The sequence below is a fragment of the Caballeronia novacaledonica genome (assembly GCF_900258035.1).
GTDB classification, from domain to species: Bacteria; Pseudomonadota; Gammaproteobacteria; order Burkholderiales; family Burkholderiaceae; genus Caballeronia; species Caballeronia novacaledonica.
Genome location: NZ_OGTP01000005.1, coordinates 225,320 through 239,509, shown reverse-complemented (window position 1 = coordinate 239,509; position 14,190 = coordinate 225,320). Strand labels below are relative to the sequence as shown.

6 protein-coding genes are annotated in these 14,190 nt (G+C 58.7%); 4 read left to right on the top strand and 2 right to left on the bottom strand.

What is annotated here, in order from left to right; genetic code table 11:
• Positions 1-256: 256 nt before the first annotated feature.
• From NOV72_RS10625 to NOV72_RS10610, 4 genes are read left to right on the top strand one after another with little or no spacing between them, the layout of a single operon-like run.
• A complete protein-coding gene (locus tag NOV72_RS10625) occupies positions 257-2,080 on the top strand; it encodes an AAA family ATPase (protein WP_106854539.1) in 1,824 nt (607 codons plus the stop codon).
• Between the two features lie 3 nt (positions 2,081-2,083).
• A complete protein-coding gene (locus NOV72_RS10620; RefSeq protein ID WP_106854538.1) occupies positions 2,084-2,728 on the top strand; it encodes a 4Fe-4S single cluster domain-containing protein in 645 nt (214 codons plus the stop codon).
• Positions 2,729-2,745: 17 nt separating this feature from the next.
• Positions 2,746-9,063, top strand: a complete 6,318-nt coding sequence (locus NOV72_RS10615) for an AAA domain-containing protein (RefSeq protein ID WP_106854621.1) — start codon at positions 2,746-2,748, stop codon at positions 9,061-9,063.
• Entirely contained in the window at positions 9,060-10,406 is a 1,347-nt protein-coding gene (locus NOV72_RS10610) for a hypothetical protein (RefSeq protein ID WP_106854537.1), read from the top strand. The genes NOV72_RS10615 and NOV72_RS10610 overlap by 4 nt, the downstream gene beginning before the upstream one ends.
• Positions 10,407-11,702: 1,296 nt before the next feature.
• Here NOV72_RS10610 and NOV72_RS10605 read toward each other — a convergent pair.
• Positions 11,703-12,509: an H-NS family nucleoid-associated regulatory protein gene (locus NOV72_RS10605; protein WP_106854536.1), complete on the bottom strand. Its 807-nt coding sequence runs from the start codon at positions 12,507-12,509 to the stop codon at positions 11,703-11,705.
• A 984-nt stretch (positions 12,510-13,493) separates the two neighbouring features.
• Positions 13,494-14,171, bottom strand: a complete 678-nt coding sequence (locus tag NOV72_RS10600; protein ID WP_106854535.1) for a carboxymuconolactone decarboxylase family protein — start codon at positions 14,169-14,171, stop codon at positions 13,494-13,496.
• Positions 14,172-14,190 lie beyond the last annotated feature (19 nt).

Sequence of the window (14,190 nt, the reverse complement as noted above, 5' to 3'; positions counted from 1 at the left end):
GCAGTAGTAGTGCACGTTTGCAGACGCTTTGGCGGAGATCTGTTCCAATCCGAAGTGCGCACCCTGCTCCGTCGTTTTGAGCCACCTGGGTCGATCTCGCCCACGATACGTTCGCGCTCACGCAAGACAATCACTGCTCGCTAATCGAGGATTGTCCAGCAGACGCAGTGAAAATCGCCGATGTCATGCGGTACGCATATCTCGGGGCACCGGATATGATAACGTTTTGGCCTATTTCCAAGCATTTCGCGAAGCCATGTCCGCCTATGTGAAGCCCCGCTGGTTGAGGGATCTGCTGCGCTTTCTGCCATTGAAGAGCCAGTTCGTTCTGTCCGGAAACGTTCGCGACCTCCAAGCCTGTGAGGTGGCACCCGGGGTGGTAACGGCCCAGCCTCTCGTGAGCGCGCTGGCTGACAATCTCAGGGAGGCGGGTTACGCCCAGTTGGTGGTTTGGAATCCTGTGTCCGGCTTTACTGTTCCCGAAGGGCGCGTGCCTGCTGATGAGCGCGGCGATGAGACGTTACACCGTCTTGGTCTGACGCCGGTCGGCGGTGCCGCGCCTGGCGGGATCGATGCGCTTGCGGCTTGTCTTGAGCGCCTCACTGCCCTGACCGGGCAACCAATAGCGCTAGTCGTTGACTTCGCCTCGCGACTCGCTGTTCGGACGGAGTCTTTGAGCGCGGCAGAACACAACCTCTTTACGCGGGCGCTCGTGCTCGCGCACGCGGTCAGCGCTCGTCCGGCAGGCGAGCAACGACGTCCCTTCTTTAACACTGTGATCTGGGTCGTCGACAAGGAAGGCGACTTGCCCGATTGGCTGCTCATCGGCAACCCGCGCATCCGACATATCCCGGTATCCAAACCCGACAGCGCTGCCCGGCGTGCGCTTTCGGGCGCACTTCTGCGCGGCGTACCAGGCTCGCAGGGAGCTTCGCCGACGACCCTCGAGGAAGCCGAGTCGGCGTTTGTCGACGGAAGCGAGGGCCTGTTGCTAGCCGATATGAACGCGATCGCTACGCTCGCCCGAGTCGAAAACGTCTCCATCGAGAAAATCTCTGATGCCGTGAGGCGTTACAAGGTCGGCGTGACGGAGGACCCGTGGCTTCTGATTGGGCGCGAGAAGATACGCAACGCAGAACCCGTTATCCGCAAGCGCGTGAAGGGACAAGCTCATGCGGTAACGCATATGCTAGACCTTGTCAAGCGTGCGATGACCGGCGTAGGTTCGCAACGCAAGGGCAACCGGCCACGCGGCGTCGCATTTCTCGCCGGGCCAACTGGTGTCGGAAAGACCGAGCTCGCGAAAACGCTCACCGGTCTTCTGTTTGGAGACGAGAGCGCCTATATTCGCTTTGACATGTCCGAGTTCAGCTCGGAGCATTCAGACCAGCGCCTCATCGGTGCGCCGCCCGGGTATGTCGGTTATGACGTCGGCGGCGAATTGACGAATGCGATTCGAGAGCGACCGTTTAGCGTGGTGCTTTTCGACGAAATCGAGAAGGCACACCCACGGATTCTCGACAAGTTCCTGCAGATTCTCGATGATGGCGTGCTCACATCCGGTCGTGGTGACAGGGTCTACTTCTCCGAGGCATTGATCATCTTCACCTCTAATCTCGGTATCTACCGCGAGGACGAATTGGGCCAACGCGTGCCTAACGCGCTTGCCACCGATTCCCTTGATGAGATGGAGGAAAAGGTGCTCGGCGAGATCGAGCGACACTTCAAGTTGGTGCTCAACCGGCCCGAAATCCTTAACCGGATTGGCGAGAACATCATCGTTTTCGATTTTATCCGGGACGACGTCGCGCAAGAGATTTTCGACCAGATGGTGTGCGTTGTGCTTGAGGATATTGCATCACAAGGTATGGCCGTCGAACTCGAACAGCTTTCCAGAGTGGCGCTTCAGCAACGGTGCCTCGGCGACCTCTCCAATGGCGGTCGTGGAATCCGTAACCAGATCGAGGCCCACCTTATCAATCCGCTCGCACGAGGCCTGTTCGACCAGGACGCGAAGACGGGCGACCGGTTCCTGATTAGAGGTATCTCAAGCGGTGAGCTGCAGTTGCAAAAGCTTTAGGCCATGGACATCCATCTATCACGCTTGCACTTTCCCGTTACGTCTTTGGGGCCAGGTCAACGTATCGGCATATGGTTTCAAGGCTGCAGTATTCGCTGCCCGGGGTGTATTTCAGCAGATACGTGGGCCGTCATTGGCGGAAAAACCACTCTCGAACTGGTCGTGGAGCAAGTTTGCACATGGCTACCTCACGCGGATGGTTTTACCATCTCGGGTGGCGAGCCCTTTGATCAGCCGGATGCCCTCGTTGCGCTCGTCCGCGCACTGCGCGAGCGGTCTTCCAGCGATATTCTCGTCTACAGCGGTCACCCCATTGAGTCGCTCGCAGGCATTCTTGCGCAGACGGAAGGTTTGATCGATGCGCTCATTACTGATCCATTCGAACTCGATGCTCCACATACGCGACCACTGCGAGGTAGCGATAATCAGCGCATGCACTTCCTCACGGAGCTCGGTCGGGAGAGGTTTTCGCAATATGAACGCGACCTATGCAAGGGCGATAAGTCGCTGGACGTCATGTTCGATGAGGACGGTAGCGTCTGGTTCGCGGGGATACCGAATCGGAACGATTTTCAGCGATTGAGAGACCTATTGACGAAGCAGGGCCACAGCGTCCAGATCAGCGCCGATAAAGCGCAAAACCGATAAGACAGGAAATGTCAGCAATGATGCGTTTTTGCCCGAACTGCAAGACCGAGCGGTCTGTAGAGGAATGGTTCTGCGCAGGCACCGTTGCCGAAGTCACGTGCAACTGGGACTTGTCCGGCCTGCCGATTCGAGCGCCGGGGTGGCGACCCCAAGAGGTGGTCACAGCCGAACACGCAAACAACGACAGAAACGAAGCGGATTGCTCTGCGGATGTCGAGCCACAACTGCTGTGCACTAACGGGCACCCGATGAATGACGGTGACCTGATGTGTCTTGAGTGCGGGGCCGACCCCGCTACGGCAGCAGACGATGAGCACCGCGACCGGGGCACCGACGAAGTCGAGCGCGTCGTCCGAGACGATGAAACCACGCTGCCGCAGACGAACGAGACTCAAATCGACGGTTGGCGCCTTCTCAGACAGATTTCCAGTACCGACGGCGTGCGAGAGCGCTATGTAGTGCAGCACTGCGATACCAACCGACAAGCGGTTCTGACGCTCTACCGCGACGGTGCCGAGCCAGACCCGTCTGTCTACGACGTTGTCCGTCGCCTTCCGCGTGAGCACGTCCCTGAAATCATCGCGACCGGTCGTTGGGATACCCGGGCTTATGAAGTCGCCGAAGAGCTCAGTGGTGGCACGCTTGCTGACGTGGGTATCGCGGTGCGGGACATGGCGACGATTCGCCATGTCGTCGACGAACTCGGACGGGCGCTCAACTCTTTCTCCGAAGCTGGCTTGCGGCATCGTGACCTCCGGCCGGGCACGTTGCTTGTGCGGAGTCGCGGGCCACTCGATCTAGTGATCAGCGGATTCGGCTCGGCCCGGTTGTCGGAATTCGACCTCGACATCGTTTCTCCGCTCGAAACGACCCGCTACATGGCGCCTGAAGCCATCGCCGGCGGTGTTGCTGCTGCTTCGGACTGGTGGAGCCTCGGCATGATCCTGCTTGAGCAGTTGACCGAGGGAAAATGCTTTGAGGGTATCAATCCACGTGCGTTTTTGATTCACGTGCTGGCGAACGGGGTCACGCTCCCGGACGACCTTGACCCCGCCCTTAACCTTCTTCTGCGCGGTCTGCTGGCACGCGACCGCCATCAGCGATGGCAGTGGGCGCAAGTCAAGGATTGGCTCGAAGGCAAGCACGTCGATGCGCCATCTGCAGCGATTTCCGAGACTGATACGGCTGAAGGCGCAAGCATCTCACTCGGCCCACGGCTCTATCACAAGCCCACCGTGTTTGCACTCGCGGCTGCGGACCGCGAAAACTGGGACGAAGCCCGCGACCACCTGAATCGTGGCGTGATCGCCACATGGGCGGAAGAAGCTGGCCTTCCGTCTAAGGAGCTCGCCGGCCTGCGTCAGGCTGTGCAACTTGACGGCGTTGACGACGATTGCCGTCTGATGATCGCGCTTAAGCTTCTGAACCCGGAAATGCCACTGATCCTGCGTGGCGACATAGTTACGCCAGGATGGCTGCTTCGAAACCCGCTTGAGGGCTATGACCTCGTGACGGGCTCGGTACCCTCGTTCCTTGAGCGACTGCACACAGAGACATGGCTCTCGCGCCTTCGGCGGCGGGCCGAGGAAGTCCGCACGCGTGCGCACAATCACGCCATCGAACTAGACGAGGACATGGTGCGCGTCGGGGTGCTCTCCACTTCGCGAGCACAGTTGGCAGCGCAATGGGAAGAGCGGCGGCTCCTTCTGCCCGACTCCACTCACTCGGGCCTCTTATCACTCTCGGAGCGCAGAATTGTTAGCGAGGAAGACCTAATCGTTCTTCTGAGCGCAAAGATTTCGCAGTTCCGGTCAGTTGAGGAGATTCTCAACCAGGCCGCTGACGTAGCCGAGCGGGAACAAGTTCTTGCGTTCGACCGGGAGGCGGCTCAGGCGGAGCTTGCGCTTGCCCGGGCAGAGCTCTTCCGGAAGGTTGACGATCGGATCGCGGGCTTCGCTCGAACCGGGAATCGGTCAATTGACGAGTGGGCTGAGCATTTCCGCCTTGAACGCCGCTTGCCGCTGCACGAGGTGCTTGTCCTGCTCTCGGTGCCTGCGGAGCAGTGGTTGGAGCCCCAAAAGCAGCAATACGTCTCGCAAATCCTGGAGTTCTTCGAGAAGAAAGTCGCCACGACTGTGTTGCGCGGCCCGTTGGTGCGAATGACCATTGGCAAAACGACTGGCCGGGTGGATGTCCACGAACTAAACGGCGAGCGTTACTCGAGCGCGACGCTGCTTGAGCACCTCCTTCAGCGCAATGCGCAGTCGGTTTCGGTGGACCCTGCTGTTTTCGGCGCCAATGCGACGCTGGAAAACCGGCTGAATACGCTCTTCAGACAGACGTCTCTGTACAAGCGGGATACCGGCATTGACGGCCTCTACCTCGGGTTCCCGTTCCTGCACTACAAGGATGGTCGGAGCGGTTCGCGCCCGCGCATTGCACCCGTTCTGCTCTGGCCGGTCAAGCTGCTGATGGAGCTAGGTGCTCGCGGTCAGGTTGCACTAGCATTCGACGGAGAGCGAGAGGAAGTGCGGCTGAACCCGGCGCTCGAAGGTTTGCTCGGCCGGGACTCGGTAAAGGCATGGCGGGCCGCAGCGGACGATGTACTCGGACGCTCGGCGCTCAAAGTCGCCGATGTGGTCGACGCATTTGGGTTGCTGGCAAATTCCGATCGTCGCCAACTCAGCGCCCTGCCATCTCCCACGGCCGACGTGCCGGTGGGCGAACTTCGGATTGCGTGTGCCGGCGTCTTCTTCCACGTGGATTTCGCTGGCCAGGCGATTGGTGAAGACCTGCGCCAATTGAAGGTATTGTCGCCCTCCGGGACCGCGCTCGAATCGATGCTCCGTCTCAAAGACAAGTCGGCCTACGAGACACCCGAAGCGTCAGCCAGCGAAATCGAGCGCTTTCTGACCGTGGCCAGCGACCCGTCGCAGGAGTCTGCAATCATGCAGGCTCGGAAGGGTCCCGGTCTCCTCGTTGAGGGCCCTCCGGGAACCGGGAAGAGCCAGACCATTGTCAACATGGTTGCGGACGCGATTGGACGCGGCAAGAGCCTGCTGATCGTGTGCCAGAAGCACGCTGCATTGGAGGTGGTACACAAGCGGCTAGTTGCGGAAGGGCTAGGTGACCGCATCGTCATGGTCAATGACGTGAACAAGGACCGCGAGCCGACGATCAGGGCTGTCCGGGAGCAGCTTGACGCCATCATTCGAGGTTCGTCGTTTGACAATACCTGGGTGCGCCAACGCGAACGCATGGCAGCGAGAATCGAAACGCTGGAAGGCGAACTCGACCGACAACATCAAGCGCTCCATCGCGTAGACGACTCGACGGGCCTGAGCTATCGCGCCTTACTCGGCGAGCTGATCCAGCTTGAGGCGGGCTCAGCGCCAGTTAGCGTGCCGCAGCTTCGTGCAAAGCTTGCGGGGCTCGACATCTCTGCGTTGACAACGCTCGAGGAGCAATGCGCCCCGCTCGCCCGCTATTGGCTCCCAGCCAAGTTCGAAGGTAGCGCGCTCGCACAGTTGAAGTCGTTTGCAACAGATCCTGCAACAGTCGAGGAATTTAACGCCGTGTTCGCGAGCTTCCGCGAGGCTGAGCAGCTACGTGTCGATACCCTCGCCGCCCATCCGGCACGGTTTGATGTTGACGACCCTGCGCCGTATCGAGCGTGGCTCGACACAAACGCAGGCCGCCTCGTGAGCCTCGACGAGACCCAACGCAAGCGTCTCGCCCAATGGTTGCCCCTGTTTCGACCGGCCGACAAAGCTGACGCACCTGGTCATCAACACTACGCCGTGCTGAAGCAACTCCATCAAGAGTTGTCGGAAATCGATGGTGCCGCCTTCGACAAGACGCTATCGCCAGCGCTCACGCAGTTGGGCAATGCAGAACTTAACGACATCGAAGCACGCGCCGCACTCGCCACCAGGGCGCCGACGCTCTTCAGTCGACTCAATCCCGGGACCTACATCCGACGCAGCGGGCTGAAAAAGTACCTTGCGAACTGTGGCGCTCCAACGACTGACGATGCGCTTCGTGTGCTGCTAGCGGCGGCGCGCCTTGAACAGCAGTGGCGTCCGAAGCGCGAAGCGTTGAACGCTACGAGCCGCTCGTTGCACCTGGATACAATAGAGCCGGCATGCGGGCCGACACTCGCCGAAGAATGCCGCGCCCGCCTGCGCCAGCTCGAAGAGGTACGCGAGCTCGCCCAGCATCTCGCAATTGCTCCGCGCGGCGACGAATTCGATTCGGCGGTGATGACGGGCGATCAGACTCACGTAAAACAGCTGCTTGACGGATTTGAGACAGCCTTCGTTCGTTACAACGCTCGCCAGCACAGCCTCAACGCGCTGAGCGGACTTGAGGAATGGATCTCGCCCGAACTGGTTGATGCCTGTCGCCGCGCCATTGCAGAGAACGTGAGCTACCAGGCGCCCCTAAACCGTATCAACGACGCGGTGCCGACGCTGGCCGCTTATCAACAGTTCCGCGCACGTTCAAAGCACCTCAATGCGCAAGCGCTTGAGCTGTTTGCAGTCATGCGAACCCACGAGGCAGCTCTCGCGAGTGTCCCGCCCAAAGATCTCGATTGGGAAGTGCGACGCCTCATCAATCGAGAGGCACGACTGGGATGGAAGCGTCGCTTCGAGCAGGAGAACCCAGAACTGCTTCTCGATCAGACTGAGACGGCCGCAAAGGTTGAAGCACTGGCCGGTGCCGACGATGAAATGCGTCAACTCAATCGCGAAGTCCTTCGCAACGGGATTGATCGCAGCAAGCTTGGCTCGGTGCGCGACTGGGAGGACGTCACCCGGCTGAGCGGCAGACGCTCTCGTCGTCTGCGGGAGTTCGTCGAACTTGGCGCCGGCCTTGGCCTAATGACACTGCGCCCGGTCTGGATGATGAATCCGGACGTGGCCAGCCGCGTTTTGCCGCTTAAGTCGAATCTGTTCGACTCAGTAGTCTACGACGAGGCGTCACAGATGCCGGTTGAGTACGCCATTCCCACGCTGTTCCGTGGCGGCGTCTCCGTTGTGAGCGGTGACGAAAAGCAGATGCCGCCGGCAAAGTTCTTCTCGGGTCGCACGGACAGCGACGAAACGGAGATTTACGACGGGGAGCAGCCCGACGAAGACGCAACCGAGGAAGAACGCGAACTCTTCGAAGACACCTGGAACCGTCGCGAGATTAAGGACTGCCCTGACCTGCTCCAACTGGCACGTAGTTCCCTCCCTGTTACCACTTTGCAGATTCACTATCGCTCTGCCTATCGCGAACTGATCGGTTACTCGAACGCCGCGTTCTACGACAACGAACTCAGCGTGCCGGTCCGGCATCCTGAAGCGACGATTCGGGAAATCAAGCCATTGGAGCTGATTCCGGTCAACGGTATCTATGAACGCCAGACGAATTCTGATGAGGCGGACCGCGTGGTCGAATATCTCGCGGAACTCTGGAAGCTTCCTTTTGATCAACGCCCGTCAGTAGGTGTCGTCACGTTCAATCTTAAGCAGGCTAATCTCATTGAGGAACGGCTGGAGCTACGCGCAGAAGAAGACGAGGAGTTCCGAAATGCGTATCGGGAAGAGAGCGATCGTTCCGACGGTGGCGAAGACATGGGCGTCTTCGTCAAGAATGTGGAAAACGTCCAGGGCGATGAGCGCGATGTCATCATCTTCTCGACAACCTTCGGCCGCAACAGCCAGGGCGCGTTCAAGCGTTTTTTCGGTGTGCTCGGACAAAAAGGCGGCGAACGTCGCCTGAACGTCGCAGTGACACGCGCTCGAAAGAAAGTCGTGCTTGTTACATCGATGCCCATCCGGGATATCTCGGACCTGCTCAACACCAAGCGTAAGCCGGCCATCCCCCGTGATTACCTCCAAGGCTATCTGGAGTACGCACGCGCGATGTCAAATGGAGAACTCCCAACCGGGCGGGCGCTTCTTGGCCGTATGAGCAGCGAACGCGCTCATCTCAAGTTGGAGGAAAACGGCGAAGCCGATGGCTTTGCATCGGATGTTCTCGAATATCTGCGTGAGCTTGGACTGTCGCCCGCTATCGCTCAGGAAGGCGACGCCTTCGGTCTTGATTTCGCTATCGCTGACCTGGAAACTGGCTTGTACGCCATCGGTATCGAGTGTGACGCCCCGCGTCACCATCTGCTTCAAAGAGCAAGGGCGCGCGAAATCTGGCGACCGTCCGTCCTGCGGCGGGCGATACCGACACTGCATCGCGTCTCATCCCAGGCTTGGTATCACGAGCCAGCAGCAGAAAAAGCTCGCTTGAAAGCGGCAATCGACGCAGCCCTGAAAACGGAGGTCATAGCATGAGTGGGCCGAAGGTTGTTCGAATCGTTACGCGCGAAGAAGTTCTCGCGATCTGTGAAGCTCATCTACACCGGCTCGACCAGGCGATTGCCGCATGGACCGCATCGGGGCAGCGTATTCGAGAGCTTTCGGCTGAGGAGATCGCAGCGACTCACGAACGTCGAAAGGCACTCACCGCTTTGATTACCAACGATGCTTTCATGGAACTGCAGAAGAAGGTTCCAGATGAAATCGCGTTCCTGAAGGCAGACGTCGCACGGCGGCAACGAGCTGCGATCGAGAAAGCGGAGCAGGCGGCAAAGCGTAGAAGGCAGGGACGCGATAGCGCGACGACCCTCATGGGCGCGCTCAAGTCCAAAGGCATCGTGGTGCCACAGGAACTCGCTTTAAAGCTCGACCTCATCGCATCGGGCGAGGATGTCGCAAACGCGGACACCCTGCTCGCTCAAGGATTCAGCCTTCTCGTACCGGAGTCATCGCAGACTATCAGCGAGGCGCAGCAAAAGCTGGCGAGTAGTCTGTTGGGCAAGGATACGGCTCAAGACTTTAGTGAGTGGAAAGCAACGAATATTTCACGCTCGAACAACCTTCTTTACGACCGCGTCGACCGCCAGGTTTCCGAAGCGCAAGTGTTCCTTGAAGACGCTGATGTCGCAACATTTGCGGCCAAATTGCGCTCGATCGAAACTGAGGCGAACGAACAGCGTCGTAATCTCTTGCTCGATAGTCTGATACTCGACCTCTCTATTGCTGTCGACGCGACCCGTGCACATCGTTCGGCAATCGAAGAACTGCAACAGCTCGCGGCTGAGATCAGCGCAAACACGTCCGCCGAGGCAATGGCTTTGTTCACGCGAATCGAGCAATGCGGCCCCGCAACGTCCTTGCAAGCGATTGCCCAGCTTGCGGAGGAATGCAAGAAGGTTGTTGAGCAAGAGCAGCAACGCCAGGCGGCACATGCACGACGCGACGCAATTCTGAAGGGCTTCGCGCGCCTTGGTTACGAGGTCAACGACGGCATGGAGACCGCATGGGCGCGCGATGGCCGCGTCGTCCTTAAGAACCCAGCCTTGCCTGGTTACGGTGTGGAAATTGGTGGACAAGCAAAATCGAGCCGACTACAAGTTCGCGCAGTAGCACTATCCGCAAATCGCGATGTCGCCCGCGACAAAGGCGTCGAAATGCTTTGGTGCGGGGATTTCGGCCGCCTCCAGGAGTTCCTCGTTGCCGAAGGCGATAGTTTGCTCATTGAGCGCGCAACGGGTGTAGGTGAGATCCCACTCAAAGTCATCGGAGACGCGGAAACCGAGGCCGTATCAGTCGAAAAGCAACGCTCGCTAAGTTAATCGGACAGAAGCAAACTGGCCGTTCGACTTTTGAAAGACGGTAGCGGAAAACTCTCACTCTCATTGCCAAGAGCGCGCCGACGGGCATGCCGCCACCAGAGAGCGACCGAGCACGAGGCTGCCTTCGAAGCGAAGTTGAGCGCCGGGCCAGCAGCGCGAGGACTGAATCGCACTCCGCACAGCAGATCACGCGAGAGCACCGATGACAGCGTACCGTCGCCCTATTCCCCAGGACGCCGCCAACGCGAGTTGCATGCGCGACTCAGACATCCGCTCCTTCGCCGCCAGTTGCGCAGTCCCACCAAGGCGAAACATGTAGGACATTCGCCCTCGGAGTAAGCCAGTGACGAGGCGCGCGCGCGCCCATGCAGATGCGCGTGTTCGTCGGCAACAGGAGAAGGACGCTCGCTGCAAGCATTCGCTCCTGGCTGCCAGCCGCGCAGCGGCCTTTGATGATGCACGCAACGAGAGGGAGGCATATCCTTACGCAAGCATATGCTTTTGAAGATTGAGCACATGCTAAAGTGAAACATGCTCTGTTGAGAATAGAAAAACACGCTCACGGAAGCAGATCCTAGTGAGCATATCTTCCTTTAGGGTAGCTAGGAATAGCCGGGGCCCCTGCCAAACACCGCAGGTTCCCCTTCCACCATCTCGTATTTGAATGGCTCCGACAGACTTCGAGGTCGCGGCTCTATCTTCGCCACCGCACGGACTATTTCAACCTACCCCGTGGTAGTCCGATTTCCCCAGCGCGCCACCGGTCGCACCCGTCCACGCTGAAGGTCACCGCCGGAGCTCTTCAGCCGGAAGAAGCGACGTTAACGTCGGGCGGCTCGGTGCTCGGCCGACGCGTGACTATTGACGTATAACACCGGAATTGCTCAATCGCCAACAGAAAATCGGTCCAAGATTCGTTGTGGGATTTCATTCCACCGAAATCTTCCTTTAATCGACTAGCGTCTCTACAAAACGCTTTGGCTGAAGAATTTTGTAACAATACGAATTCCCGTTATAGTCGATTTCGCGCTTATCTGGCGCAGAGCGCGTATGGAGGCTGGACTCGCCACCTGCCGCTGATCAGGTTGCCTCGCGCGGGTCAGATCGCCAGCTCGCGGACACGCCTCGGCACGCCCACCTGGACACACGAGAAAGGCCGGTCGCTTCGCCCTCACCGGGCGTCGGGCGCCTTCCTGCCTCTTCCGGCGCACTGAGGATCGGGTCCATGTCCCGCCTTCCATACCGTATGAGAAGGCAGAACGGACCCGCTCAAAACTGACGACTTTGAGGAACGGCTCAGACCGTCGTAGTCGTGTTCGTCTCTGCGCTTCCCTGGTCAGCAGCTGAAGACGGAACCTCCGCAATAGCCGGAGTTTTCTTCGCCGGCGCCTTCTTCCCCGCTGCTGTGCTCTTTTTCGCTGCCGCCTTTTTCACGGGCGTCGTCTTCGAGGCTGCCTTCTTGGTTGCTGCCTTCTTTGACGCGACCTTTTTGCTGGCAACCTTCTTGGTCGCCGCCTTCTTCGCCCCAATCTTCTTCGTCGCCACCTTCTTGGCGGCGCTCTTCTTAGCCGGAGCGGAGTCGGACGCCACAGTCCCGTCAGTCACCTTGTCGATAAGGTAAGTTGCTCGGTCCTTGGCGCTGGACAACCATGCCGGAGCTTTACCACGGCCACTCCAGGTCGCCCCACTTTCCGGGTCGCGATACTTCGGCGCCTGCGGTCCGCGCACGTAGTTTCCGGCTTTTGGCTGCTTCGAAGCCGCGACCGGTGGCGTGCTCGTGTCAGCATCGATTAAGAAGCGGTTTCGGTTCTTGGCGTTCGCAATCCACGCGGGCGCGCGGCCATGGCCAGTCCACGTCGCTCCTGTTTTTGGATCGCGATATTTCTCGGCTCCTGCGTGGTTCCCAGACGATTTCGAAGACGGTGCCTTCTGACCTCGTCCCGATTTGCCAAGGTAGCTTTCAATTTGGGCAATCGTCACGCCATGTTTGTCCATCAGACTTTGAATCTCTTCCAGCACCTTGGACGATTGCTTCTTGGCAATTTCCTCTGCCAGCGCCTGTAGCTTTTGGATCTTTGCTTGGATTTCGCTCAGCGTTGCCATCACATACCCACCTTATGTTTGCGATGGTCGCACTATGCCACACCATTCTGCGAAATGTCAGTCGTTTTACGGGCTTTCTGGGAAGGAGACGCAGCAGATACTTACATCGGAATTGCGAAGACTGACATCACCGCTTTCTCGATCAACTGCCGTTGAAGAAGGCTCGGAGCGGCTAGACCATGGGTCAGCGCTTCCACGTCCCACCACGCGTCATGCACGGAGGCCGCGCCCTCTTTTCGAATAACCGACGGGCCAGGAAGTCGTCAACAGATCCCCCCGTCCAGATCCTCCAACACGCCCTTGACCTCGGTCAGCCGGAAGTAGCAGAGAAGTTCTATCGCGTCGCTCGTCACAAAGAAGCGGACCATGACTCCACGGTGCCGGACGAATGCTCACTTTCTCTGACTGAAATTAACATCTCTGACTAAAAAAAAGCCGGCGACTGCGCCGGCCGGAAAAAGCCCCCGTCGCGGGAGCCCTGAGAGAACGATCTCTTTCGTTGAAGCCGCGACTTTAGGTCGGCAGATTTGCAGGCCCCGAAAGTGCACGGCAATGCAGCAAAATCCATCGGTTTGCATGCGCTGAATTAATCGCCAAGCGATGGGAAGTTCGTCCCAACTTTAGGACGTATGCCTTATTCCAACCTTGACGGTCGTCGTTTTTTCTCCTGTGGCCACGGCAAACAGCACGGGCTGTAATCGACCCAGCGTCCTAATGTGCTTCCAACCTATTCAGCAGCGCGTCATGCATTCCCCACATCCTTTTGTCTTTAACCGCCGGTCCAGTCATCAGCCGTTGGCCTGCCTTCCTACGATGTTCTTCGTGCGCAGCGGTTAGAACGCCCTTGAGATACCGAAAGTTAGCCTCTTCAAGAACGGCGTCCATGGGGCCGCGCGAAACCGTGACGTACAAACGATAATGGTAATCGAGGCCCCACAAGAATCGCGACCGCGCTGGCTCGAGACCGCGACTGCTCAGCAGCCTTCAGTGTCCCTGTGTCGCTGCAAGTTGCCGATCTAGTGCTTCGCGTGCCCGTTGTGCAGCGCTTCCGTCCACGCGGTCTGCTAATACTTGTCCGACCTGACGCAGCTGGTCCGCAGATAGCCCTACATTCATGCTGATGCGCATGTGGGCCTGCAGTTGTGACTCTACGCCCGTAATAACGGAAAGCATACTTACGGTAGCAAGCTCGCGGCTCTGCCAGTCTAAGTTGTCCCGTTCGAAGATATCGCCAAAAAGATGGGTTTTGAGATATTCACCAATCGTCGGAGCGAAATCGAAGAGCGGCCCCTTTACCGGGGCGCCAGACAACTTAGTCTGATTCGCAGTGCCAGCAGCGAGCAAAGCGTCTCCGGTGGGAATAGGAGCGCTGGGAAGCTTGCCTAGTGCGTCTTGGACGCCACGCTGCTTGCGCGACTCAAGAACCTTCATGAGTTCTCCGAGCGCGTTGAGACTGCGCGGGAAACCAGCATAGGCATACACTTGCACTAAGATCTCTCTTGCTTCGCTGACCGTGAACCCAGCGTCCATACCATGGTTCAGAGCAGCATTCAAATTGGTCATATCGCCTGCAGCAGCGAACGCTGCGATAGGCACGATCGCCTGTTGGCGAGCGGTCAAGGTCTCAGAGGCACTCGGCGAGTTAATTCCCGCGTTCGTCATGTTTGATGCTCCTTCGTTT